This is a genomic window from Ruegeria sp. HKCCD7251 (assembly GCF_013031165.1).
Lineage (GTDB): Bacteria > Pseudomonadota > Alphaproteobacteria > Rhodobacterales > Rhodobacteraceae > Ruegeria.
Map to the genome: position 1 here is coordinate 423834 of NZ_WPZC01000002.1, position 23447 is coordinate 447280.

Below are 23447 nucleotides of genomic sequence, written 5' to 3' on the forward strand. Positions count from 1 at the left end.
CGCAATGCCTCAGACATTCAGCAGCAGATGCTCACGCTCCCACGGAGAGATAACCTGCAGGAATTCTTCATACTCGGCGCGTTTGACGATGCCATAGACGCGGGCAAACTCGGGGCCCAGAACCTTGTGCAAGGCGGTCGCCTCATCAAACAGGTCCAGCGCATTGCCCATGACCTGCGGGATATCGCCTTCGCCTTCGTAAGCGTCGCCATAGAACTGACGGCGTGGGCGTTCCTGTTGAACCAGTCCCAGATAGCCGCAGGCCAAAGACAGGGCGATGCCCAGATAGGGGTTGCAGTCCATCCCGGCGATGCGGTTTTCGACCCGGCGCGCTTCGGGGCCGGACAGCGGCACGCGGATGCCGGTGGTACGGTTGTCGCGCGCCCATTCCAGATTGATCGGAGCCGCATGGTCTTTCACGTAACGGCGGTATGAATTCACATAGGGCGCCATCACCGCCAGCCCCGAGGGCAGGTGGTTCTGCAACCCGGCGATGAAGTGATAAAACGCGTCCGTCTCACCCCCTTGCGGGCCGGAAAAGATGTTCTGCCCGGTTTCCATGTCGATGATCGAGTGGTGGATATGCATGGCCGAGCCCGGCTCATCCACGATCGGTTTCGCCATGAACGTGGCAAAGCAGTTATGGCGCAGCGCGGCCTCGCGGATCAGGCGTTTGAAGTAAAATACCTCATCCGCCAGCTTGACCGGGTTGCCGTGGCGCAGGTTGATTTCCAACTGCCCAGCGCCGCCTTCCTGCGTGATGCCGTCAATCTCGAACCCTTGGTGTTCGGCGAAATCATAGATGTCGTCGATCACCGGGCCAAATTCGTCCACGGCAGTCATCGAGTATGCCTGACGCGCCGCCGCCGGACGGCCCGAACGCCCCATCATTGGCTTGATGCCTTGCGCGGGGTCCACGTTGGGGGCGACCAGAAAGAACTCCATCTCGGGCGCCACGACCGGTTTCCAGCCCTTGTCGTGATACATCTGCACCACGCGTTTCAGCACGTTGCGCGGGCTGAACGGGATCGGGTTATCATCGCGGTCATAGGCGTCGTGAATCACTTGCAACGTCCAGTCGCCAGTCCACGGCGCGGCCGATGCGGTCGAGAAATCGGGTTTCAGGATCATGTCCCGCTCGATAAAGCCGTCCTCGCCCGCGGCCTCACCCCAGTCGCCGGTGATGGTCTGGTAGAAAATGCTGTCGGGCAGGTGGAAATAGGTTTGCTTGGCGAATTTCGAGGCTGGCACCGCTTTGCCCCGCGCAATACCGGGCAAATCCGAGATGATGCATTCAACCTCGTCCAAACGCTGACCTTCGATATAGGACTGTGCTGCCTGCGGTAGTTGATCTTTCCAGTCGGCCATCAGGCCCTCTCTTTCTTCAAAAACTCCGCCATGAATTTCCCGATCTTGGGGTTGTCGTCGTTGGCGGGCAGGCGGTTGGTCGCGGCCTGCATTAACTCATCTGGCACAAGACCTTTACCACGCGTGTCCATCAAACCCTTGATAAACCCGTCGCCGTATTCCGGGTGGGCCTGAACGGTCCAAATTGAATCACCATAAGCGACCATGGCGTTCTGGCAGAAGTCGTTGTTGCCGGTCACGCGAGCGCCGTCGGGCAGGGCAACCACCTGATCCTGATGCCACGCGTTCAGCGTAACGGTCTGCCCATCCAGGTCATAGTCGGTGCGTCCTACCGCCCAGCCACCTGTGAACTTTTCAACCTTGCCGCCCAAGGCTTGCGCAATGATCTGGTGGCCAAAGCAGACCCCGATCAGTGGCTGGCCCTTGTCGCGGATCGCGCGGATCAATTCTTCCAGCGGCGGTATCCACGCATGGTCCTCGTACGCGCCATGACGCGAGCCGGTGATGACCCAGCCATTGGCTGCATCGGTGCTGTCGGGGAACTGCCCGTCCACCACGTTGAAGGTTTCAAACGTAAAGCCGTTGCCACCCAGCAGGGTACGGAACATGCCGTCATATGTGCCGAATTCTGAACGCAGCTCATCGGGGGGGTGGCCGGTTACAAGGATGCCGATTTTCATGGTTCACCAAATTTGATCAAATTTATTCTAGCCGACCGCGCCGGGCCGGGCAAGAGGGGTCAGACGGCTTCGACATAACTCAGCCAGTGGTCCTCGGGCGGGCGCTCGGCAAAGCGGCGGATTTCCTGCCGTTTGGTCATCGCCAGAAAGCGGATCAGATCGGCAGGGAAGATGCGCGCGACATGTGGATCGGATTCAAAGACGGCGACGGCGGCCTCCCAATCGCTGGCCAGTTGCGGCAGGCCGTCAATGTCGTAGGCGTTGCCGGTGATCGGCGCTGGCGGCTCGGTTGCATCATCGATCCCGTTCATTGCTGCCCCCAAAACGGCGGCCAGCATCAGGTAGGGGTTGATATCGCCACCCGCGACGCGATGCTCAATTCGGCGGGCAGCGGGTGCGCCGCCGGGTATGCGCAGGGCGGCGGTGCGGTTCTCATAGGCCCAGCTTGCACCAGTGGGCGCGTGGGCGCCGGGCACAAGTCGGGTATAAGAATTGCCGTGCGGCGCAAAGATCAATGTGCTGCCGGGCATCGCCGCCAGACATCCCGCGATGGCGTGGCGCAACGTATCTGTCCCCTCGGGGCCGCCATTGTCAAAGACGTTCTGGCCGGCCTGATTGACGACCGAGAAATGCACATGCATCCCATTGCCTGCATCGTCAGCATAGGGTTTGGACATGAACGTCGCGGTGAACCCGTGTTTGCGCGCTAGCCCGCGTGTCAACACCTTGAAAAGCAACGTATCATCAGCGCAGCGCATTGCGTCCTGATGGTTCAGGTTGATTTCGAACTGGCCAATACCGCTTTCGGATATGGCGGTCTGGGCGGGGATGCCCATCGCGGCGCAACCATCATAGAGGTCGGTGAAAAACGCATCGAACGCGTCCATCTCGGCCATGGACAGCACCGCCTCATCCACCAGCCTACGCCCTGTCAATGGGTTCAGCGGCGGCTGCGGTTGCGCACCGGACGAATCCAGCAGCGTGAACTCCAACTCGGTCGCCGCGATCACCGACCACCCGCGCTGGGCGTATCGGTCCAGTACCGCGGTCAGCGCGTGACGGGGATCCCCAGCAAAGGGTGTGCCGTGGTCATCATACAGACACATGGGTACCAGTGCGGTGTCTACATCCAGCCATGGCATCGGAACGGGGTCGCGCTCGGTCGGCAGCAGCACGCCATCGGCATCACCGGACTCAAAAACCAGCGGGCTACCGTCAATATCCGCACCCCACAGGTCCACGTTTAGCGCCGAAAACGGCATCCGAACCGAACCCTTTTCCAGCTTGTCGGCGTAAGAAGGAGGCACGCGTTTGCCCCGCAGTTGACCGTTAAGGTCACAGGCTGCAACGCGAAAACTGTGCAAGGCGCTCAGGTCCATCGGGGTCTCCATCACTCTGGTTTCCCGAGGTGTAGTCGACGCAAAGCGTCTTGTCACGAAATTTGATCAAATTAACCCCGCGCCGAGAGGAGAAGGCGCGGGGTTTGGCGTCAAACGAAGTTGATGCCGTTTTCGGCCATCGGATGCGAGGCCACAAGAGTACCCGTCATCGCGTGGATGGCATTGGCCAGCGCCGGTGCCGAAGGAGGCGTTCCGGGCTCACCGACACCCGTCGGTGCCTCCGCCGAGGGTACGATGTGTACGTCGATGGCAGCGATGTCGCCGATGCGCAGCGGTTCGTAATCCGGGAAGTTGGATTGATCGACTGCCCCACTTGTCAGCGTGATCTGATCGCGCATGACATGGCCGATGCCATAACCGATGCCACCTTCCATCTGTGCCTTAACCACATCGGGGTTCACCGCAATGCCGCAATCGACGGCGCAGGTGACCTTTTCGATCTTGATGCCACTTTCCGCATCGCCCGAGATTTCAACAACCTCAGCCGCATAAGACCCAAAGGACTTATGCACCGCGATCCCTTGCGATCGGCCAGCAGGTGCGTTGCCCCAACCGGCTTTTTCAGCGGCCAGTTTCAGAACAGCCGCCTTGCGCCGCTGATCGGGGTTGGTGTCGTCGGACAGGTGGGCCAGACGGAACTCGATCGGGTCACGGCCCACAGCCTCAGCGACCAGGTCCATCATGGTCTCCATCGTATAGGCCGTATGGGTGTGCCCCACCGAGCGCCACCACAGAACAGTGGTTGCTTTGGGCGTGTCGGTCAGGCCAAGCGCCATGCCGGGGATGGCATACGGGCTATCGGCCACACCTTCGACCGAGCTGTGATCGACACCGTCATGGACCAGCGCCGCCTCGAACGCAGTGCCCTTGATCACCGATTGCCCGGCGATCTGGTGCTGCCATCCGACGATGTTGCCGTCCGAATCCAAACCCACGCGGACCTTGTGACCGAAAGCGGGGCGGTAATATCCGCTGCGGATATCGTCTTCGCGTGTCCAGACCAGTTTAACCGGGCGCGAGCGGTCGGTGCCCACAAAGGCCAGCGCCGCTTCGACCTGATAATCCGCATCAGGTGTGGCACGGCGGCCAAATGATCCCCCGGCCAGCATGGTCTTGATGTGGATTTTCTCAGGCGGCAATTGGAAGATTTGCTGGTAGGCCATATGCGGACCGGTCGGCATCTGCGCACCGTCATGCAGGACAATGTCGCCCTCAGCGGTTTGTTCAATAGTGCAGTTCAACGGCTCCATCGGGGCGTGGGCCAGCAGCGGGAAGTAGAAGGTCTTTTCGACCACCTTATCTGCCCCGTCGATGGTCGCCGAAACCGCCGCCACGTCTGCCTTGTTCACGTTGTACGTGGGTTCAGAATCCAGTGCGGCCATGATCTCGGCCTTGATCTGATCCGAGTCGCGGGTCTCACCGCCTGACATGTCCCATTCGACCTCAAGCGCGTCGCGCGCTTGAATGGCAGCCCATGTGTCTTCGGCATAGACCGCAACACCCGCTTGATTGGGCAAGATGGCGGCATTGATATAGCCTTTGACCTCTTTTGACGCGTTGTCGTCAAAGCCTTTGGCGATACCGCCCTTGGATTCGGGGCGCTTGATCATCGCGACCATCTGGTTGGGCAGATGCACATCCATCGCATACATGGCCTGACCATTGCCCTTGATGGCCGAGTCCTTACGGCGCACGGATTCGTTGCCAATCAGGCGGAATTCGGACGGATCTTTAAGGCGCGGCTCGGCAGGGGCCTCAAGCTGCGACGCCGCAGCAACGAACTCTGCAATCGGTGCGGATTTGTCACCGGCCTTTACAATGCCTTCCTCGATGGCGATGCCCGATGCGTCCACGCCCCAACTTTGGGCGGCGGCATTGATCAGCATCTCGCGCGCGGCGGCACCGGCCTGACGGTATTGCAGCCAGGAATTCGCCATCGCGGTCGATCCGCCTGTGCCCTGGAACGGACCGAACAGCAGGTTGTTATAGACGTTGGGATCAGAGGGCGCGAATTCGTATTCGATCTGATCCATGGTCAAGCCGATTTCCTCGGCGATCAGCGTCGGCAGGCCGGTGGCCGGGCCCTGACCCTTTTCAAAGTGTTTGACGATGGCGGTTACAGTGCCATCGGCGTCGATCTTTACGAACGGGTTAAACTGCGTGGTTTCGGACGAGGCTGCCGCCAGCGCGCCATCGGGGCGTGCGCCGACCAGCAGCACGGCACCGGCCGCAGCGGCGCCTTTCAGAAATCCACGGCGTGAGGTGTTGATGGTCATTGATCAGGCCTCCAGAATCTCGGACGCGCGCTGGATTCCGGCGCGGATACGTTGATAGGTGGCGCAACGGCAGGCGTTGCCGGACATGTATTCGTCGATCTCTTCGACCGACGGCTTGGAGTTCTCGGACAGCAGCCCGACTGCGGACATCACCTGACCTGACTGGCAATAGCCACACTGGACCACATCCAGTTCGACCCAGGCCTGCTGGACGGCCGCGCCGATCTTGTCGTCGCCCACGGCTTCAATCGTGGTGATCTCGGCATCTTCGACGTCTTCGATATATGTCTGGCAAGAACGCACAGGCTCGCCATTCAGATGCACGGTGCAGGCGCCGCACGACGCAACGCCGCAGCCGAATTTGGTTCCGGTCAGCTTAAGCTCATCCCGGATCACCCACAGAAGGGGCGTGCCGGGTTCGGCGTCGACCGTGTGGGTCTGGCCGTTCAATTTCAAGGTCAATGACATGAGGGGGATTCTCCATGTTGGGCTGGTTACCCGAGTCGGTAAACTGGCGGGTTTACCGTATGCGACAAATTCTACTCTGTAAACCCACCAGTTTACGTAGAGTTTGACCTCGATCTGTCAATGGGACTATAGCTATGAAATATGAATGACGTCAGCGCGCCGAATGCGGCCAAACATGCTCAGATCATCGAAGCAGCGGTTTCCGAGTTTCAGGACAAGGGATTTGCGGCGGCCAGCATGGATCGTATTTCCCTGCGGGCCGAAGTCTCTAAGCGCACGTTGTACAAGTATTTCGAAAGCAAGGAAAACCTGTTTCGCTCCATCGTGTTAGAGCTATCCAACAGGTTCGCCGGAGTGCAGGATGTTCGCTATCAGAAAGGCCGCGATATCCGAGAGCAATTGACTGAGCTGGCATGGGCCGAAGGGCGCATTCTGATGATGCCCGAGGTCATGGCCATGTCGCGGATGGTGATCAGCGAAACCTTGCGCAACCCGGATTTGGCGGCCGCGGCACAGGGCAAGCTGGACAAGACCGCGATTTTTGCCGCCATGCTGAAAGACGCCGCAGATGACGGGCAATTGCGGATCGAGGATCCTCAGGCCGCAGGGCAGGAGTTCATCGGCCTCATCAAAGCCAAGGCGTTTTGGCCGATTATTTTTTCCGGTGACGTTCTGAGCAAGGACGAGATGGAGGCCACCATCAACAGCAGCGTTGACATGATCCTTAGCCGTTACGGGGTTTGACAGTTTCGATGTCTCAACCGAAGCCCCGCAGGAGAGCAGGCTGAGCATTTACCCGGCTGTTGTCATTCCGTGTGGCGTTTGATCCCGAAACAGTGGTAGACGGCAATCTTGGAAACGGATCGTCTTGTTCAGGTTCGTGGCGAAAGTCGGGAAAGATGTCGGACGTAACAAAGACCCAAAAGCCATCGCAAGCTGAGATTTGGCGCGCGGCGCGACTGTCGGTTGCGCCGATGATGGACTGGACCGATCGGCATTGCCGTTACCTGCATCGGATGCTCAGTTCTCAGACCTTGTTGTACACAGAGATGGTCACCGCCCCCGCGTTGGTGCGTGGTGGGGCGTTGCATTTACTGGACTACAACCCACAAGAGCATCCCGTTGCGCTGCAACTCGGTGGGTCTGACCCTCAGGAACTGGCACAGGCCGCATGTTTGGGCGCTGAGGCCGGGTATGATGAAATCAACCTGAATTGCGGCTGCCCCTCGGATCGGGTGCAGTCCGGCACGTTCGGTGCCGTGCTGATGAAAGATCCGGCTCGAGTTGCGGAATGCGTGGCCGCGATGCAAGAAGCGGTTGATGTCGAAGTCACTGTCAAGTGTCGGATCGGGGTCGATGAACAAAACCCGGAAGAGGTCCTGCCCGAATTTCTGACCGCCATCCGTGATGCAGGGTGCAAACGCGTGACGATCCACGCGCGAAAGGCGTGGTTGCAGGGGCTTAGCCCTAAGGAAAACAGGGATATTCCACCGCTAGACTATGATCTCGTCCACCGAATGAAGGCGGATTTCAACGCGCTTCACATCTCGATCAACGGTGGGATTGCCACGCTGGAGCAAGCGCAGGCCCATCTGGATGCTGGGCTGGATGGGGTCATGATCGGACGGGCGGCGTATCACCAGCCTACCGAGATTCTGGCCGGGGCAGATCATCTAATCTTTGGGTCGGGCCAAGTGGCTGATCCGGTTGATGTCGTTCAAAAAATGGTGCCCTATGTTGAACGGCACCTTGCCGAAGGTGGCCGTTTGCACCAAATCACGCGTCATATGCTGGGCCTGTTCGCCGGGCGTCCCGGCGCACGGGCTTGGCGGCGAACTTTGTCCGAAGACGCGGTGCATGAGGGGGCTGGGTCCGAGGTTATGTTGCAGGCGCTCGAGCGCGTTGCGCCTTTGGCCGAGGCGGTGGTGAACTAGGATACGGCGATTAGGCCGGTATGGGGGAAGAATGCCCGAGACGATGTTGCTGGCCCAGATGTTGGGCCTTTTGCTTGTGATCGGGGCGCTGGCCGGTGTGCTGGCCGGATTGCTTGGCGTGGGGGGCGGCATCGTTCTGGTTCCGGCCTTTTTCTATGCTTTTCAAACGCTCGGGTATGGTGGGCCGCAGTTGATGCAATTGTGTCTGGCGACCTCGTTGGCGACGATCATCGTGACCTCGATCCGCTCGGTTCTGGCACATAACAAGAAAGGTGCCGTGGACTGGGATATCCTGCGCGGCTGGGGGCCGGGGATCGCCGTGGGTGCCGTTATTGGCGTGATGGTGGCGTCCGCGCTGCGGACCGAAGCGCTTCAGGCTTTGTTCGGTGTTCTTGGGATGGTCATTGGCGCCTATCTGGGGCTGGGTAAGTCTGAGTGGCGTTTGGGCGATGCCATGCCCAAAGGTGTCCGCCGGGCCGTTCTGTCGCCCAGCGTTGGGTTTCTGTCTGTATTGATGGGGATCGGTGGGGGCAGTTTTGGCGTTCCGCTGATGAGCCTGTTCAACACGCCCATTCACCGCGCCGTGGCAACGGCAGCCGGGTTTGGTGTGATCATCGCGGTTCCGTCTGTTCTTGGGTTTCTGTTTCTTGATATCGCGCCCGAGCATCGGCCCCCGCTGACGATCGGTGCGGTCAATCTTGTGGCCTTTGCGATTGTAGTCGCTATGACGATGATCACGGCTCCTTGGGGGGTGAAACTGGCGCACGCGATGGACCCGAAACCTCTGAAACGGGTATTCGCTGTGTTCCTGACGCTTGTCGCCCTGAATATGCTGCGCAAAGCACTGGGGCTGTGAGTGATTTTTGGCAATCGGGTTGGGTGAAATTCCCCTTTGATCCAGCCCTTGCGGATTGGGCGACGCATGCCCTTCTCGCTGCGCGCGCTGCGATTTCGGACCCCGCCCATGCCCAGTGGCTGGATTGTGAAGGCACTTGGTTCATCGGTGTGGATGCGCTGGATAATGACGAACGGGGCAGGGTCGGTCAGTCCGGGGATCTGTCCGGGGCTGCCATGGATTTCATCCGTGAACATTACGGCGATTTGCCACTGCACAAGGGACAGGTTTCGGTCATCTATCCCGGCTACCCCCGTCCACGGCACGGTGAAAGTGAGGCGGCTGGTCGGTACAGGTTGAACCGGGATGCCGCCCATGTGGATGGGCTGCGTCCAACGGGCCCCGATCGTCGGCGGCGTGTGGATGAGCCCCATGCCTGGATTCTTGGCATTCCCCTGACCGAGGTCAGTGATAACGCGTCGCCCATGGTTCTGTGGGAAGGCAGCCATAGAATTCTGGGGCCCGCGTTCGCCAAGGCGTTGCAAGACTCGCCAAAAGAAACAATGCACGAAGTCGATATCACTGACATCTACCAGGCCGCCCGCCGCGAGGTGTTCGAGATGTGCCCCCGTATCGAACTGCCTGCCAAGCCGGGCGAGGCTTATCTGCTGCATCGTCACTGTCTGCACGGCGTGGCGCCATGGCCTGACAGTGCTTCGGCAGGCCCGGATGGACGGATGATCGCCTATTTTCGCCCCGAATTCACCGATGGTGTAGCCGCTTGGATAGAATCCCCGTAACCTCCGGCCATTGTTCAGGTTAGGAGGTTTTTCGATGATGACGATCCATACGAATTCAGATGGTGCCTTGATCGAAGTTGAATTGTCGGGCGAAGTCACCAGCAGCGATTACAATGACACGCTTATTCCAGCTATCGAAGCAGCCTTGGCCGAGCATGACACGGTTCGTCTGATGGCCGTGGTTCAGCCGGAATTCAAGGGATACGATATCGGAGCCGCCTGGTCGGACACCAAGCTGGGACTAAGCCATTGGCGCGGGTTTGACCGTATTGCGGTAGTGGCCGATCAGGGTTGGGTGCAGACGAGCGTTCGGTTTGCTGCCCCGATCATGCCGTGCCCGATGCAGGTGTTCGAGCTTTCCGAGATCGAATCTGCCAGACGTTGGATGCGCGAGTCGCTCGGCTCGATCCACGTGACCGATTTGGGCGGTCCCTGCGTGCAGATCAGTCTGTTGGGCAAGCTGGATCCAGAGGAATATCAGAAGGCCGAGGCGAACCTGGACGGTTTGCTCAGCGCCAAAGACGGTTTCCGTTTGCTGATCGACCTGCGGGAATTTGACGGGTGGCAGGGATTAACCGCGTTAGCGGCACATTTCCGTCTTGCGCGCGGGCACGTTGGTATGCTCGACCGGGCCGCTATTGTTGGCGACAAAGCCTGGCAGCATCTGGCGCAAAGAGTCGCCAGTCATATTCTGGGGGCAAGGACGCAGTTTTTCCCGTCGGAAGAGTATCAAAACGCCAAATCCTGGCTGTCGGCTGGGTAACGGGTCAACCAGTTCAAACCGCGATGTCTTTTGACGTTCAGTAAGACGTTTTGTGTCCTTATTTTTGTTGATTGATGAGTCAACAACGGCCTATGTTGCTGGTGTTTTGCCGTGATACCACTGCGGGAAAACACCAAAGCTGAAGAGCGCTGCCGCGGGTTGCCACACACTCGACACACGTCGCTGGACTTTACCCCCTCGAAGTTCAGACCGACCCGCGGCAGCGCAGGCTCAGCCAGACCAAGCGAGCAGTTTCAGGATTTGTTTAATCGGGCCGAGCGACCGCCGCGGCGTAAGGCAAGTTGAGGCTTGCGGGAGGGCAGGGCCTCCATGATCTCGGCGCGTTCCGAGCTGTCCATTTTGGACCAGCGCGAGATTTCGTCGATGGTGCGGTAGCATCCGGTACAGATACGCTCGGTCGGGTGCACGACGCAGATCCGGATACAAGGGCTTTCGACCTCATTCCTTTTCCAAACCATGTTCGTCATTGGCGTATTCCGATCCTAAAGAAAGCGCAGCCTGTCCAGCGCTCCTTGCAAGATATAACCAGCAGCGACGTGATCAATAACCTGTCCGCGACGTTTTCGTGTCGTATCCGCCTCTAACAGTGCTTTTTCTGCCGCAACTGTGCTGAGGCGTTCGTCCCAGAACCCGATGGGAATATCCGTCAAACGCGCCATGTTTCGCGCAAATGCACGTGTAGATTGGCAACGCGGACCTTCCGAACCGTCCATGTTCTTGGGCAGCCCCAACAAAAGTCCACCAATTTCGCGGTCTGCGATGAGTTCCAGAAGCCGGGCTGAATCCAGCGTGAATTTCTTGCGCCGCACGGTTTCCAGCGGGCTGGCAACACCGCGCATTCGGTCGGACACCGCGACACCGATGGTCTTTTCCCCCAGATCAAGCCCCATCAGGGCGGTCATGGGGGGCAGCGATGCAGCAAAGTCTTCGAATGCGTCGTGGATCATTGCAAAATTCCGGCTCGTTGAGCAGCGGCAGAAAGAGTTTGCAGCGCGCCTTCGTTACCTGCGAAAACGGACAGAGACTCTTCATAGATGGCTACCGCGCGGTCCCGATCTCCGACTACGCCGAGGGCATTGATCAATCGCGCCCATTCTTCGGGCGCGCCGCCCTCGGTTGCCAGTCGATCCGACAATTGGTTGATCATCCCGCGGATCATCTCCTGACGTTCTTCGGCGGACAGTTCTGCCGCGGCGTCGATGTCATCCTGACTGGGGCCTGAAGGCGTTGAAGCAGAAGGGATGTCCGGAGGATTGAAGACACCTGCCCGAAACGCCAGATCATCCAGTTGCGCGCGAATGGCATCGACCCAAGGTGCCCCTGCTGGGGAATCCCTCAGGGTGTCCACCCATATGCGGTAAGCGATATCTGGACGCCCTAGCTGTGCCATCATTTGCCCCAAGTAATACTGCGCCGGGCCGTCCCGGGGATCGCGGGACAGGGCTTGTCTCAGCGCCTCTTCCGCCTCGGGCGAGACATATCCATTTGCGGCCAGAATCATCATTTCGGCCAAGTGTGAATAGGCGTCTGCCGACGCCGTCGAACCAGACAGCTCAATGACGCGCTCCTGCGCCTTGTAGGCCGCAGAAAAGTTACCTGCATTCGACTCGTGCTGCACCAAAAGAACATGACCCTGCAGGTCATCGGGCCGTTCCGCCACGGTGTCGCGCAATTGTTGCAACAAGGTGGCATAGCTTTCGTCCAACTGTGGCCGGGGTGCAGATGGCAAATCCGCTTCGAACTCAGATTGGCTGGGACGTTCTGCGCGCAAAACCTCGGCTCTTTCTATGCGTTGCGCCAAGGGCTGGTCCGGCATTCCGGCAGCCCCTGTCTGTCGATACATCCACGCGCCGCCACCAACCAGCACGGCTGCCACCACGACAATCGCAACACCCGTGGCCCAGCGGGGTGCGCCGCTTTGCGTCGTTTGTTTCTGCATCTGTGCGTCGGCTGCCAGAATGCGTCGCGAAATTTCCGTGCGGACGCGTTCGGCATCGGCCTGAGCGATTACTCCTCTGGCAAGATCGCGATCAACGCTGGCATGCTGTTCGCGATAAACGCGCAGGTCGTATGCCGCGGCCGGCTCGCGCGTTTTTTGTCCACGCAGCATCGAGTAGCCAAGAAACAACGTGATCAGCAAAGCTGTCAGAATTATAAGGGCCCAGAAGGTCATTGTATCTCCAAGATGGCTGCTCTGACTTAGACCTCTGCACCGCCAGAAAAAAGGGACAAATGGCCGCGAACCGACTTCATGTCGCAATAATTGGGGCTATGTCGCAATAGTGCGATATTACGGCGTTGCGTGGCAGGGGACTATTGTAGTTACACGGCATATCTTTGGCCAATCACCGAACCGGATGGATTCGCTTATGAAACACTATTCAGCCTTTGCTGTGGCGCGCGAAGCGTTGCGCTATCACACCGGATGGGAACGCGCGTGGCGTTCGCCCGAGCCCAAGAAGAAATACGACGTCATTATCGTTGGCGCTGGTGGTCATGGTCTGGCTACCGCGTATTACCTGGGCAAGAACTACGGCATCCAGAATGTAGCCGTGATCGAAAAGGGCTGGCTGGGCGGTGGCAATACCGGCCGGAACACAACCATTATCCGGTCGAACTATCTGCAAGATCCTTCGGCGGCGCTGTATGAAAAGGCGCGCGGCTTGTATGAGGACCTGAGTCAGGACCTGAACTATAACGTTATGTTCAGCCCACGCGGCGTGATCATGCTGGCGCAGACTCAGCACGAAATTCGCGGTTATCAACGCACGGCGCACGCAAATGCTCTGCAAGGCGTAAAAACTGAGTGGATTGGGCCTGAGCGCGTCAAACAGTTGGTCCCGATCATCAATCTGGACGGCCCGCGTTATCCGGTTCTGGGCGGTCTGTGGCAGGAACGCGGTGGCACCGCGCGTCACGATGCGGTGGCCTGGGGCTATGCCCGCGCGTGTTCGGCCATGGGCATGGACATCATCCAGCAATGCGAAGTCACTGGCGTACGTCAGGACAACGGTCGCGTTATTGGCGTCGACACCACCAAGGGTGCGATCGACTGTGAAAAACTGGGCATCGTGGTCGCGGGACATTCCGGTCAACTGGCTGAGATGGCCGGTTTCCGTCTGCCGCTTGAGGCCGTGGCGCTGCAAGCGCTGGTGTCCGAGCCGATCAAACCCTGCATGGATGTGGTCGTGATGGCCAACACCGTTCACGGCTATATGTCGCAATCCGACAAGGGTGAGATGGTGATCGGTGGCGGCACCGACGCCTATAATAACTTCAGTCAGCGCGGTTCGTTCCACCATATCGAGGAAACCGTGCGGGCGTTGGTCGAAACTTTCCCGATGATCTCGCGCCTTAAGATGCTGCGCCAGTGGGGCGGGATCGTGGACATGACCGGCGACCGCTCGCCAATCCTGTCCAAGACGCCTCTGCAAGGCTGCTTCATCAACGCGGGCTGGGGCACCGGCGGCTTCAAGGCCATTCCGGGCTCGGGCTGGGGTATGGCTCAGCTGATGGCCACGGGCCATTCGCCGCTGACCGAAGCCTTCACGCTGGATCGTTTCAAAGAGGGCCGCTTTATCGACGAAAGCGTTGCCGCCGGGGTGGCGCACTAAGGGCATTGTCCGAGGTGACCACAACACAGAATACAGTCGGCCCATGTGCCGACCGACCGACAAAAGGATGAACACATGCTGATCCTGAATTGCCCCTATTGCGGCGTCGATGCCGAAGAAACCGAACTGGCGGCTGGTGGCGAAGCGCACCTAAAGCGCTTTGGCCCCGGCTCGTCGGATGATGATTTCCACGACTACCTGTTCATGCGTGAAAACCCCAAGGGCGTTCATTTGGAACGCTGGCGCCATGCAAATGGCTGCGGCAAATGGTTCCACGCGGCGCGCTGCACAAACACGCTTGAGGTGTTCGGCACATATTCGGCGCAGGTGTCTGAACCGCCGCAAGAGATCAAGGATGCCATCACCGCCAAGCGTCCCGGCTGGACCTGGAGAGAGTTCGAATGATCCGCCCAGCCAACAATAACTCCGCCTGCGAAAGGTCCGCAACATGAGCACCCGTCTCGCAAATCAAGGCCGGCTGATCGACCGGTCGAAACAGGTTACATTCACCTTCAACGGCACCTCGATGCAGGGCTATGAAGGCGATACTCTTGCCTCCGCCCTGTTGGCAAATGATCAGATGATGATGGGCCGGTCGTTCAAATATCACCGTCCGCGCGGCGTTGTTGCCAGCGGTGCCGAGGAACCCAACGCTCTGGTCGGTTTGGGGCAGGGTAATCGGTTCGAGCCGAACCAGCGCGCCACCACGACCGAGCTGTTCAACGGTCTGACATCCGTGTCGCAGAACCACTGGCCGAACCTCGAGTTCGACATCGGGTCAATCAACACTCACCTGTCGCGCTTCCTGCCGGCGGGTTTCTACTACAAGATGTTCATCCATCCGAAGCCGTTCTGGAAACACGTCTACGAGCCGTTCATCCGTCAGTCTGCCGGATTGGGCAAAGCTCCCGACAAGGACAGCCGCGATGCGGACACCTATGAGCATTTCTATCACTTCACCGATGTTCTGGTGATCGGCGGTGGTGTGGCCGGTCTGCAGGCGGCCAAAGCCGCGGCTCAATCCGGGGCCAAAGTCATGCTGATTGAACAGACCGCCCATTGGGGTGGCCGCGCTCCGGTTGATGGCGGCACCATTGATGGCGCGCCTGTGGATAAGTTCGTGGAACAATTGGTTACTGAACTAGAAACAATGGACAACGTCATCCTGCGCAACCGCTGCATGGGTGCGGGTGTCTACGACCATGGGTATGCGCTGGGCTATGAGCGTCTGACGGACCACAAGCCGGGCACCCAAGGTCCGCGCCACCGCCTGTGGCGCATTCGCGCGAAACAGATCGTAACAGCCACCGGCGCGATCGAGCGTCCGCTGTCCTTCGCGGGCAACGACGTGCCGGGTGTCATGTTGGCCTCGGCCATGCGCGACTATGTTGTGAACTGGGGCGTGACCCCGGGTGAGCGTGTGATTGTCGCAACCAATAATGATGACGCTTATCGCACAGCCATCGCCTTGAAGAAGGCCGGTGTAGACGTGCTGCGCGTGGTCGATGCGCGCGACACGGCTGGTCCGCTGGCGGATGAGGCGCGCGAACTGGGTATCCGTGTCGACCCCGGCAAGGCGATTGCCAAGGTCAAGGGCGGCAAGCGTGTCAAGAAAGTTGCCATCTGTAACCAGGAAGGCATCGGCGGCGCGCGCGAAGAGGTCGAATGCGACGCGATCGCCATGTCGGGCGGCTGGTCTCCGGTCGTGCATATGTGGTCGCATTGCGGCGGCAAGCTGATCTGGGATGATGCTAACGCGCATTTCCGCCCCGATCCGTCGCGCCCCCCGCTAGGGGCCGATGGGGAAGGGTTCGTGCTGGCGGCGGGGTCGTCCAACGGCCCGCTGGCGCTGGGCGACGTTCTGACCGACGCAGATGCGGCGGGCAAGGCAGCAGCCAAGGCGGCTGGTTTCACAGCGAAACGCACCAAGGCACCGGTGGGTGAGACTACGGCCGAAGCTCCGATGGCCGCCGTCTGGCTGATGCCTGCCAACGCCGAGATCGGGCTGCGGATGAAGTCGTGGCTGGATTTCCAGAACGACGTCAAAGTATCCGACGTTCAACTGGCGGCGCGCGAAGGTTACGAAAGCGTTGAACACACCAAGCGTTATACCACACTGGGCATGGCGACCGACCAAGGTAAGTTGAGCAACATCAACGGCTTGGCGATCCTTGCTGATGCGCTGGATTCGGAAATTCCGAAGGTCGGCACCACCACGTTCCGCCCGCCCTATACGCCTATCTCTCTGGCGTCGATCGGTGGCGAGGCACGCGGTGAGGTATTCCAGCCGATCCGCCAAACCCCGATGCACAACTGGCACGACAAAAACGGTGCCGATTGGGAGCCGGTCGGCCATTGGCGCCGGACCTATGCCTATGTCCGTCGCGGTGAATCTGTGCATGACGCCGTGAACCGCGAGGTGAAGAACACCCGTGAAAACCTCGGCCTGCTGGATGCTTCGACTCTGGGCAAGCTGATCGTCAAAGGTCCTGACGCGGGCAAGTTCCTGGACATGATGTACACCAACATGATGTCTACGCTGAAGGTCGGCAAATGCCGCTATGGCCTGATGTGTTCCGAGAACGGCTTCTTGATCGACGACGGTGTTGTCGCGCGTATCGACGAGGACACGTGGCTGTGCCACACCACCACCGGCGGGGCCGAGCGTATCCATGGCCACATGGAAGAATGGCTGCAGACCGAATGGTGGGACTGGAAAGTCTATGTCGCCAACGTGACCGAGCAATACGCTCAGGTCGCCGTGGTTGGCCCCAATGCCCGCAAGGTGTTGGAAAAGCTGGGCGGCATGGACCTCAGCAAAGAGGCGCTGCCGTTCATGGAGTGGCGTGACGGGAAGATCGGCGAATTCGATTGCCGTGCCTATCGCATCTCGTTCTCGGGCGAGCTGTCCTATGAGATCGCAGTTCCTGCGAGCCAAGGGCAGGCGTTCTGGGATGCTTTGATGCAAGCAGGCAAAGAGTTCGGTGTGATGCCCTATGGCACCGAATGTCTGCACATCCTTCGCGCCGAGAAGGGCTTTATCATGATCGGGGACGAAACTGACGGCACCGTTATTCCACAAGATTTGGGGCTGCACTGGGCGCTGTCTAAAAAGAAAGAGGACTATCTGGGAAAACGTGCCCATTCGCGGACCCATATGGCCGATCCCGAGCGTTGGAAACTGGTGGGGCTTGAGACTGTGGATGGTTCTGTCATTCCCGACGGTGCTTACGCAGTGGGCGAAGGCGTCAATGCCAACGATCAACGCAACATGATCGGACGCGTGACCTCGACCTATTACTCGGCCAATCTGGACCGAGGAATTGCGATGGGACTGATCAAGTTCGGCCCGGACCGGATGGGCGAGATTGTTGAGTTTCCGGGAACCGACGGCAAAATCTATAAAGCCAAGATCGTCGATCCGATCTTCTTCGACAAAGACGGGGAGAAGCAGAATGTCTGAACCCATCAGCGCATTGAACCACGCCAGCTATGACGGCATCGCCAAGGTCGCGGAATGCGGCCTCCAGGGGATGATAACGCTGCGCGGCGATCTGTCTGATAAGGTGCTGGTCAAGGCCGTCAAGGACGCCACTGGACAGAAAGTACCCGGCCAGCGCGAGGCGTTCGTCGACGGGGACACTGGCGTTTGCTGGATGTCGCCGGATGAGTTGCTGGTGCTGGTGCCTTATGCCGAGGTTAACACAAAACTGGCTGCGATGACCAAAGCACTGGGCAGCAAGCATTCGCTGGCGGTGAATGTCTCGGATGCGCGGGCGGTGTTCAGCATTTCGGGCGCAAATGCGCGCGAAGTGTTGGGTAAACTGGCCCCGGTTGAGTTGTCAGCCGAGGCCTTCCAACCCGGTCAGATCCGCCGTTCACGTCTTGCGCAGGTGGCAGGGGCGTTCTGGATGGACGACGCCGAAACCTTCCGCGTGGTTTGTTTTCGCTCGGCCGCAGATTACGTTTTCAAGCTGCTGAAAGTTGCCGCCCAACCGGGCAGTGAGGTGGGCGTTTACTGAACCTGGTTTCGGTCTTGAGAGCTGGGTGAGGGGGCTTTGCCCCCTCGGCCTTGCGGCCTCACCCCCAGGATATTTTTAGCCAGATGAAGAGCGGATCTCTGGTCAGGGTTTTGTGCTGAACAGGAAAGTGGGGAACTGGGTCAGGGCGCGGTTTCCGGTGAAGATCGACGCCCCGGCTTCGCCGGTGAACGGATCCTGACACTGGTCATAGAAGGCCAGTGTGTCGGCCAGTTGTTTCATCGCGGGTGCGCGGTTTTCCGTGTCGAGATAGGGCGCGTGGGTCGACAGCAGCAGGGCGGGGTTCGTGGCCTGTAACCACGGGGTTAAAGACGGCAGGACCGGGTATTCGGCACCTTCGATATCCATTTTTACCAAAGCAACGTCCGACAGATCGACGGCGGTTGCGAATTGATCCCAGCCGATCGTCATTGCATCCGTTCCGTGGCTGCCGTCATGCAGCAGGGACGATGTTGAATCGCCAGCCTCGCCATGGGCGGACGCCATGCGCGTCACGCCGAACCCATCCGACAGGGCGATGCTGAAGGCCGAGACGTTTCGGATGTCGTTCAGATGCAGGTTCCAGACCAGATGGCGGTAGGCGACGGGGTCGGGTTCAAAACACCAGACATGCCGGGCGCGGCGTGCGGCATAGAGGACAGTGGGACCAATCCAAGCGCCGATATCCAGATAGTCGCGGTCGGGCGACAGGTATTTGTCCAGTACCTCAAAGGTCTCGGGCTCCCAATTACCTTGGGACGCCTTGCGCCAGAATTTCGAATGGTAGGGGTCCAGACGGAACCGCTCGCCGTTCAGATTGCCCGCATAGTACCCGCGGGCGCGGTAAAACATCTTGCGCGCCTGCGTCAGCATCGCGGACCTCCGGGTTTTCTTGTCTCTGCCCTTGACCTATCGGCGTAGCCAAAGCATTTAACCTTGGGAACCGCAACTTACATTTAACAGGGGGCCGACATGGCTTTTGAACTTCCTGATCTTCCTTATGCACATGACGCGCTGGCAGCCAAGGGTATGTCCGCGGAAACATTGGAATATCACCACGACCTGCACCACAAGGCCTATGTCGACAATGGCAACAAGCTGATCGCCGGGACCGAGTGGGACGGCAAGACGCTGGAAGAGATCATCGTTGGCACCTATGACGCGAACGCTGTCGCCCAGAACGGCATCTTCAACAACATCAGCCAATTGTGGAACCACAACCAGTTCTGGGAGATGATGGGCCCCGGCAGCAACGCAATGCCCGGCGAGCTGGAGAAGGCTCTGACCGAAAGCTTCGGCTCGGTTGACGAATTCAAGTCGCAATTCAGCGCCGCTGGTGCCGGTCAGTTCGGCTCGGGCTGGGCATGGCTGGTCAAGAACGCAGATGGCTCGCTGGCTGTCACCAAGACCGAAAACGGTGTGAACCCGCTGTGCTTTGGTCAGACCGCGCTGCTGGGTTGCGACGTGTGGGAGCACAGCTACTACATCGACTTCCGCAACAAGCGTCCGGCTTACCTGTCGAACTTCCTCGACAATCTGGTGAATTGGGAAAACGTCGCTTCGCGGATGTGATCCTTGACCCGTCGAGGGTTTATCAAGGGCCTGCTGGCGGTGACGCTGGCAGGTCTTTTTGTTGCGGCCTATGGGTTTTTCATCGAACCCGCGCTTCGGTTGCGTGTAAAGCGCTGGCGGGTTCGGCGTGATGACTGGGCTGCGCCTCCGCTTCGGATTGCGGTTTTGGCGGATTTACACGTCGGGGAACCCCATGTCGGGCTGAAACGCATCGAACAGGTTGTTAAGCGCACGAATGCGCTGGCACCGGATCTGATTCTGCTGTTGGGCGATTATACGGCCGGGCACAGGATGGTTTCCCAACCGGTTCCGATTGCCGATCTGGCACCTGTGCTGGCCGGGCTTGAGGCAAAACACGGCGTCTTTGCCGTTTTGGGCAACCACGATTGGTGGGATGATCTGGCTGCGCAACGGCGTGGGGGTGGGCCGAATATCTATGCTGAGGCCTTGCGCGAGAATGGCATCCGGGTTCTGTCGAATGACGCGGTGAAACTGGACGGCGCAGGGTGCTGGCTAGCCGGGGTTGAGGATCAGCTCGCCATTGTTACAGGGCGGGGGCGATATCGGGGGTTGGATGATCTACCCGCGACATTGACCCAAGTCACCGATGAAGCTCCGGTCGTATTGATGGCCCATGAGCCTGACATTTTCCCGAACGTCCCGGACAGGGTCGCGCTGACAGTGTCGGGCCACACACATGGCGGGCAAGTGCGCCTGTTCGGGTGGTCACCCATGGTACCGTCGCGGTTTGGCAACCGTTTTGCCTATGGTCATGTTCGCGAAGGTCAGCGCGATTTGGTTGTGTCCGGAGGCATTGGATGTTCGATCCTGCCAGTCCGTTTTGGCGTGACCCCTGAAATGACGGTCGTAGACCTGTCCGCCTGACCGATGGGTGGAATCCTGCCGCTCGGTTCGCTTTTGACTGCGAACGGGATTGTATGGACGGCAACAGTGCTTACGTAAGGTGAGCGGAGGGAGAGAGCCGCCAATCAAATGGATAACAGACTGGAAACGCGCAAAAAACCTTGGGCGCGTCACTGTAGAACTGTATCTGACGGATGAGGGATGGTCACATAAAACCATAGCAGGAGATCACAATGGCCGCACTTTCACAGGGAACTTGGGTTGTCATTGCCGACGGGGAAAAGGCGCTGTTCATGGAGAATATCACCGACGCCGACGACCCCAATCTGGTCGTTGTTTCGGTTGAGGAAAACGATGCGCCTGTGGCCCGTCCCACTGATCGGGCAGGGCGCCGCCCTGACACCGGACCGAACCAAAAATCGGCAGTCGAGGAGGCCAAGTGGAAAACCCATGCAAAATCCCTGTTTGTGCAGGATGTGGCCAACCTGCTGAACCGCAAGGGGCTGAAGGGCGCGTATAAGCGTTTGGTTCTGGTTGCGAGCCCGCACGTGCTGGGCCTGCTGCGTCGACGTCTTCACAGCGAAGTTCTGAGCAAGGTCGTCGCCGAAGTCGACAAGACCCTTACCAACCATCCACTTCACAAAGTCGAACAGGTCTTGACCAACCGTCTGAAATCGGCGGTTTAAGACCCAATCCCATAGCGGGCGGTGACGCCGCCTGTTTACGCACCGGGTTCGGACAGGAGTGGCCGCAAGGCAGACATCGCCGCGTGTGGGCTATCGACCCATGTGATGAAATCGGCCAGAGAGCTGTCTGCGAAACCCTGACCGATGACCTGCTGTACCAAGTCGTGCAAGGCGTTCCAGTATCCATCCACGTTCATGACCAGAATGGGCTTGTCATGCAGGCCCAACTGCCGCCATGTCAGCGCCTCGAACAGTTCGTCCAGCGAGCCCGGACCACCGGGTAGAACCACGACGGCGTCCGCGTTCATGATCATGACTTTCTTGCGTTCGTGCATCGTTTCGGTGACCACGAAACGCGTCAGGTCGGTTTTGCCAACTTCGCGCTGTAGCAGGTGAACGGGGATGACGCCGAACGTATCCCCTCCGGCGGCTTGTGCGGCACGCGCAACCTCGCCCATCAAACCTACATCCCCAGCACCGTACACCAGCCTCCAGCCTTCATTCGCAAGAAGCTGGCCGAATGTGCGGGCGGCGTCGGAATAGGCTGAGTTCACACCATTGCGTGACCCGCAATACACACAGACGGATTTCTGGGACATAAGAGGGCTTCTCCGGGGTTGTATCTGGGGTTTTGACCCCTGATAGCGAGATTGATAGATTGGCTCAACCGTCTGGCAGAATGCGTTGCTCTGAAACCATTTGCGCGACGGAGTGAAAGGAAAATGATGGACGCGAAGTCGGAAAACGAAAGCCCGGGCCCGAACACCTGGGTTGTGATTGTCGGTATTCTGGTTCTTGTCGGCGCAGGTGGTGCGTATTGGTCGGGTGTCTTTGACGCTGCCCCAGAGGAAGTCACGACAGAAACTGAAGTGGCGGCACAAGCACCGGACGAAGCTGCCGAAGAGGAAACCCCGACAGAAGCCGAGGTAACGTCGACCGAGTCGCAGCCGGCAGAGCCGTCCGTCGATCAGCCACAAACGACTGAACAGACCGCGAACCAAGCCGAACCCGAAGCAACGGATGGCGAAGCGCAGCCGCAGGTCGCGGCGGAAGCTACGCCACCAACCCTGGACCAGATTTTTGTAGAGCCGGACGGCAATGCGGTCTTGTCCGGAAACGCCGAACCGGGTGCCGTAATTCGCGTTCTGCTGGACGGTGAGGCTGTCCACAGTTTCACGGTGGACGGCAGCGGACAGTTCGCAGAGTTCGTCAGTATCCCGTTTTCCAACACCGCGCGTGGCCTGACGTTGGAAACAGATGCGGGCGAAGAACAACTGCGCTCCGATGACTACCTCATCGCGGCATTGCCGGAACCACAAGTCGAATCACCGGCGCTGGAAAACTCTGAGAGCGGGGAGGCACAGACCGACGTTGCGCAAGAGTCGAACACAGAAATCGACGAAGCCGCGCCGACCGACACAGCCGAAGCCTCCATCGAACCGCAGACAGAGCAGACCGCGCAAACCGCTGAGCCACAGACTGAACAAACCGCTGGGCCGCAGGCGGAGCAGACCGCGCAAACCGCTGAAGCTGCGCCTGAAGCTGTTCAGAACCAGCAGGTTACGGTTTTACGTTCAGGTGAAGATGGCGTGGAGCTGGTGCAGCCTCCGGCGTCTCAGGCAGGAGAGGCCGCACAGGTCGCGCTGGATACGATCGGGTATTCAGACGAAGGCGAGGTTGAACTGACAGGCCGCGTACCGGACGGGTCTGTTGTGCGTCTGTATTTGAACAACCGCCTTGTCGCGGATTTGCCGCCTGCGGATGACGGAAAGTGGCGCAGCGAGCTTGAGGGGGTTGATCCCGGTGTCTACACCCTGCGGGTGGATGAAGTCGGCTCGGACGGGACCGTCGTCAGCCGCCTAGAGACTCCGTTCAAACGCGAACCGCTAGAAGTTTTGCGCGCAAGTGATGCGCCAGACAGTTCCGCAGAGCAATCGACACAGGCCACCATCCGGTCGGTGACCGTTCAAGAAGGCGACACCCTTTGGGCCATTTCACGCGAGCGGTACGGTGACGGCATACTGTTTGTGCGCCTGTTCGACGCTAACCGGGACTCGATCCGCGATCCGGATCTGATCTATCCTGGGCAAGTCTTCACCATTCCGGAATAAACCTGTACCTCTGGCCCTCTTGGGTCGGGGGTCTAT

Annotated in this window: 23 protein-coding genes; 13 read left to right on the top strand and 10 right to left on the bottom strand. The window is 59.3% G+C overall.

Annotated elements, in window-relative coordinates:
- Positions 1-9: 9 nt before the first annotated feature.
- The 5 genes from GOX75_RS08260 to GOX75_RS08280 form a co-directional block, all read right to left on the bottom strand.
- Positions 10-1368 (bottom strand): glutamine synthetase family protein, encoded by a 1359-nt coding sequence (locus tag GOX75_RS08260; protein WP_171122103.1) that lies wholly within the window; start codon positions 1366-1368, stop codon positions 10-12.
- Positions 1368-2048 carry a type 1 glutamine amidotransferase gene (locus GOX75_RS08265; protein ID WP_171122104.1) on the bottom strand — a complete coding sequence of 227 codons (681 nt, stop codon included), beginning with the start codon at positions 2046-2048 and terminating at the stop codon, positions 1368-1370. Before GOX75_RS08265 ends, GOX75_RS08260 begins: the two co-directional genes overlap by 1 nt.
- Before the next feature lie 59 nt (positions 2049-2107).
- Positions 2108-3427, bottom strand: a complete 1320-nt coding sequence (locus GOX75_RS08270) for a glutamine synthetase family protein (RefSeq protein WP_171122350.1) — start codon at positions 3425-3427, stop codon at positions 2108-2110.
- 110 nt (positions 3428-3537) lie between these two features.
- Positions 3538-5724, bottom strand: a complete 2187-nt coding sequence (locus tag GOX75_RS08275) for a xanthine dehydrogenase family protein molybdopterin-binding subunit (RefSeq protein WP_171122105.1) — start codon at positions 5722-5724, stop codon at positions 3538-3540.
- Between the two features lie 3 nt (positions 5725-5727).
- Positions 5728-6192, bottom strand: coding sequence for a (2Fe-2S)-binding protein (locus GOX75_RS08280; protein ID WP_171122106.1), 465 nt, complete (start codon positions 6190-6192; stop codon positions 5728-5730).
- A gap of 141 nt (positions 6193-6333) precedes the next feature.
- On the opposite strand from GOX75_RS08280, the gene GOX75_RS08285 reads away from it, so the two are divergent.
- The 5 genes from GOX75_RS08285 to GOX75_RS08305 all read left to right on the top strand — a co-directional run bounded on the left by GOX75_RS08285 (position 6334) and on the right by GOX75_RS08305 (position 10524).
- Positions 6334-6936: a TetR/AcrR family transcriptional regulator gene (locus GOX75_RS08285; RefSeq protein ID WP_171122107.1), complete on the top strand. Its 603-nt coding sequence runs from the start codon at positions 6334-6336 to the stop codon at positions 6934-6936.
- A gap of 155 nt (positions 6937-7091) precedes the next feature.
- The gene (dusA, locus tag GOX75_RS08290; RefSeq protein ID WP_171122108.1) at positions 7092-8126 is read left to right on the top strand and encodes a tRNA dihydrouridine(20/20a) synthase DusA; all 1035 of its coding nucleotides are present in this window, start codon (positions 7092-7094) and stop codon (positions 8124-8126) included.
- Positions 8127-8157: 31 nt separating this feature from the next.
- Positions 8158-8982: a sulfite exporter TauE/SafE family protein gene (locus GOX75_RS08295; RefSeq protein WP_171122109.1), complete on the top strand. Its 825-nt coding sequence runs from the start codon at positions 8158-8160 to the stop codon at positions 8980-8982.
- Positions 8979-9761, top strand: coding sequence for a hypothetical protein (locus GOX75_RS08300; RefSeq protein ID WP_171122110.1), 783 nt, complete (start codon positions 8979-8981; stop codon positions 9759-9761). Before GOX75_RS08295 ends, GOX75_RS08300 begins: the two co-directional genes overlap by 4 nt.
- A 34-nt stretch (positions 9762-9795) precedes the next feature.
- Positions 9796-10524, top strand: a complete 729-nt coding sequence (locus GOX75_RS08305) for an STAS/SEC14 domain-containing protein (RefSeq protein ID WP_171122111.1) — start codon at positions 9796-9798, stop codon at positions 10522-10524.
- A 254-nt stretch (positions 10525-10778) separates the two neighbouring features.
- Here the strand turns inward: GOX75_RS08305 and GOX75_RS08310 are convergent, their stop codons facing one another.
- The 3 genes from GOX75_RS08310 to ccmI are packed head-to-tail and all read right to left on the bottom strand — an operon-like array spanning position 10779 to position 12718.
- A complete protein-coding gene (locus tag GOX75_RS08310; RefSeq protein ID WP_171122112.1) occupies positions 10779-11012 on the bottom strand; it encodes a DUF1289 domain-containing protein in 234 nt (77 codons plus the stop codon).
- A gap of 15 nt (positions 11013-11027) precedes the next feature.
- Positions 11028-11492: a Holliday junction resolvase RuvX gene (gene ruvX, locus GOX75_RS08315; RefSeq protein WP_171122113.1), complete on the bottom strand. Its 465-nt coding sequence runs from the start codon at positions 11490-11492 to the stop codon at positions 11028-11030.
- Positions 11489-12718, bottom strand: a complete 1230-nt coding sequence (gene ccmI, locus GOX75_RS08320; protein WP_171122114.1) for a c-type cytochrome biogenesis protein CcmI — start codon at positions 12716-12718, stop codon at positions 11489-11491. The genes ruvX and ccmI overlap by 4 nt, the downstream gene beginning before the upstream one ends.
- Positions 12719-12914: 196 nt before the next feature.
- Here ccmI and GOX75_RS08325 point away from each other — a divergent pair, with 196 nt between their 5' ends.
- The 4 genes from GOX75_RS08325 to GOX75_RS08340 all read left to right on the top strand — a co-directional run bounded on the left by GOX75_RS08325 (position 12915) and on the right by GOX75_RS08340 (position 18181).
- Complete coding sequence (locus tag GOX75_RS08325) at positions 12915-14159, top strand: sarcosine oxidase subunit beta family protein (protein ID WP_171122115.1); 1245 nt, start codon at positions 12915-12917, stop codon at positions 14157-14159.
- Positions 14160-14234: 75 nt separating this feature from the next.
- Positions 14235-14564, top strand: coding sequence for a sarcosine oxidase subunit delta (locus GOX75_RS08330; protein WP_171122116.1), 330 nt, complete (start codon positions 14235-14237; stop codon positions 14562-14564).
- Positions 14565-14607: 43 nt separating this feature from the next.
- Positions 14608-17622: a sarcosine oxidase subunit alpha family protein gene (locus GOX75_RS08335; RefSeq protein ID WP_171122117.1), complete on the top strand. Its 3015-nt coding sequence runs from the start codon at positions 14608-14610 to the stop codon at positions 17620-17622.
- A complete protein-coding gene (locus GOX75_RS08340) occupies positions 17615-18181 on the top strand; it encodes a sarcosine oxidase subunit gamma (RefSeq protein ID WP_171122118.1) in 567 nt (188 codons plus the stop codon). Before GOX75_RS08335 ends, GOX75_RS08340 begins: the two co-directional genes overlap by 8 nt.
- Before the next feature lie 102 nt (positions 18182-18283).
- Here GOX75_RS08340 and GOX75_RS08345 read toward each other — a convergent pair whose 3' ends face one another.
- Positions 18284-19051, bottom strand: coding sequence for an FkbM family methyltransferase (locus tag GOX75_RS08345; protein WP_171122119.1), 768 nt, complete (start codon positions 19049-19051; stop codon positions 18284-18286).
- Between the two features lie 99 nt (positions 19052-19150).
- Between GOX75_RS08345 and GOX75_RS08350 the strand changes: the two genes are divergently transcribed.
- The 3 genes from GOX75_RS08350 (at position 19151) to GOX75_RS08360 (ending at position 21300) form a co-directional block, all read left to right on the top strand.
- A complete protein-coding gene (locus tag GOX75_RS08350; protein WP_171122120.1) occupies positions 19151-19750 on the top strand; it encodes a superoxide dismutase in 600 nt (199 codons plus the stop codon).
- A 3-nt stretch (positions 19751-19753) separates the two neighbouring features.
- Positions 19754-20635 carry a metallophosphoesterase gene (locus GOX75_RS08355; protein WP_171122121.1) on the top strand — a complete coding sequence of 294 codons (882 nt, stop codon included), beginning with the start codon at positions 19754-19756 and terminating at the stop codon, positions 20633-20635.
- A gap of 212 nt (positions 20636-20847) precedes the next feature.
- On the top strand, positions 20848-21300 hold the full coding sequence (locus tag GOX75_RS08360) for a host attachment family protein (RefSeq protein ID WP_171122122.1): 453 nt from the start codon (positions 20848-20850) through the stop codon (positions 21298-21300).
- A gap of 35 nt (positions 21301-21335) precedes the next feature.
- Here GOX75_RS08360 and GOX75_RS08365 read toward each other — a convergent pair whose 3' ends face one another.
- Positions 21336-21899 carry a TIGR00730 family Rossman fold protein gene (locus GOX75_RS08365; RefSeq protein WP_171122123.1) on the bottom strand — a complete coding sequence of 188 codons (564 nt, stop codon included), beginning with the start codon at positions 21897-21899 and terminating at the stop codon, positions 21336-21338.
- 123 nt (positions 21900-22022) lie between these two features.
- Here GOX75_RS08365 and GOX75_RS08370 point away from each other — a divergent pair, with 123 nt between their 5' ends.
- Positions 22023-23411, top strand: a complete 1389-nt coding sequence (locus tag GOX75_RS08370; RefSeq protein ID WP_254428707.1) for a LysM peptidoglycan-binding domain-containing protein — start codon at positions 22023-22025, stop codon at positions 23409-23411.
- Positions 23412-23447: the final 36 nt, after the last annotated feature.

Excerpts from the sequence above, each read along its gene's own strand:
- GOX75_RS08260 (WP_171122103.1), bottom strand. The coding sequence starts at position 1,368 with ATGGCCGACTGGAAAGATCAACTACCGCAGGCAGCACAGTCCTATATC.
- GOX75_RS08265 (WP_171122104.1), bottom strand. The coding sequence starts at position 2,048 with ATGAAAATCGGCATCCTTGTAACCGGCCACCCCCCCGATGAGCTGCGT.
- GOX75_RS08270 (WP_171122350.1), bottom strand. The coding sequence starts at position 3,427 with ATGGACCTGAGCGCCTTGCACAGTTTTCGCGTTGCAGCCTGTGACCTT.
- GOX75_RS08275 (WP_171122105.1), bottom strand. The coding sequence starts at position 5,724 with ATGACCATCAACACCTCACGCCGTGGATTTCTGAAAGGCGCCGCTGCG.
- GOX75_RS08280 (WP_171122106.1), bottom strand. The coding sequence starts at position 6,192 with ATGTCATTGACCTTGAAATTGAACGGCCAGACCCACACGGTCGACGCC.
- GOX75_RS08285 (WP_171122107.1), top strand. The coding sequence starts at position 6,334 with ATGAATGACGTCAGCGCGCCGAATGCGGCCAAACATGCTCAGATCATC.
- dusA (WP_171122108.1), top strand. The coding sequence starts at position 7,092 with ATGTCGGACGTAACAAAGACCCAAAAGCCATCGCAAGCTGAGATTTGG.
- GOX75_RS08295 (WP_171122109.1), top strand. The coding sequence starts at position 8,158 with ATGCCCGAGACGATGTTGCTGGCCCAGATGTTGGGCCTTTTGCTTGTG.
- GOX75_RS08305 (WP_171122111.1), top strand. The coding sequence starts at position 9,796 with ATGATGACGATCCATACGAATTCAGATGGTGCCTTGATCGAAGTTGAA.
- GOX75_RS08310 (WP_171122112.1), bottom strand. The coding sequence starts at position 11,012 with ATGACGAACATGGTTTGGAAAAGGAATGAGGTCGAAAGCCCTTGTATC.
- ruvX (WP_171122113.1), bottom strand. The coding sequence starts at position 11,492 with ATGATCCACGACGCATTCGAAGACTTTGCTGCATCGCTGCCCCCCATG.
- ccmI (WP_171122114.1), bottom strand. The coding sequence starts at position 12,718 with ATGACCTTCTGGGCCCTTATAATTCTGACAGCTTTGCTGATCACGTTG.
- GOX75_RS08325 (WP_171122115.1), top strand. The coding sequence starts at position 12,915 with ATGAAACACTATTCAGCCTTTGCTGTGGCGCGCGAAGCGTTGCGCTAT.
- GOX75_RS08330 (WP_171122116.1), top strand. The coding sequence starts at position 14,235 with ATGCTGATCCTGAATTGCCCCTATTGCGGCGTCGATGCCGAAGAAACC.
- GOX75_RS08335 (WP_171122117.1), top strand. The coding sequence starts at position 14,608 with ATGAGCACCCGTCTCGCAAATCAAGGCCGGCTGATCGACCGGTCGAAA.
- GOX75_RS08340 (WP_171122118.1), top strand. The coding sequence starts at position 17,615 with ATGTCTGAACCCATCAGCGCATTGAACCACGCCAGCTATGACGGCATC.
- GOX75_RS08345 (WP_171122119.1), bottom strand. The coding sequence starts at position 19,051 with ATGCTGACGCAGGCGCGCAAGATGTTTTACCGCGCCCGCGGGTACTAT.
- GOX75_RS08350 (WP_171122120.1), top strand. The coding sequence starts at position 19,151 with ATGGCTTTTGAACTTCCTGATCTTCCTTATGCACATGACGCGCTGGCA.
- GOX75_RS08360 (WP_171122122.1), top strand. The coding sequence starts at position 20,848 with ATGGCCGCACTTTCACAGGGAACTTGGGTTGTCATTGCCGACGGGGAA.
- GOX75_RS08365 (WP_171122123.1), bottom strand. The coding sequence starts at position 21,899 with ATGTCCCAGAAATCCGTCTGTGTGTATTGCGGGTCACGCAATGGTGTG.
- GOX75_RS08370 (WP_254428707.1), top strand. The coding sequence starts at position 22,023 with ATGATGGACGCGAAGTCGGAAAACGAAAGCCCGGGCCCGAACACCTGG.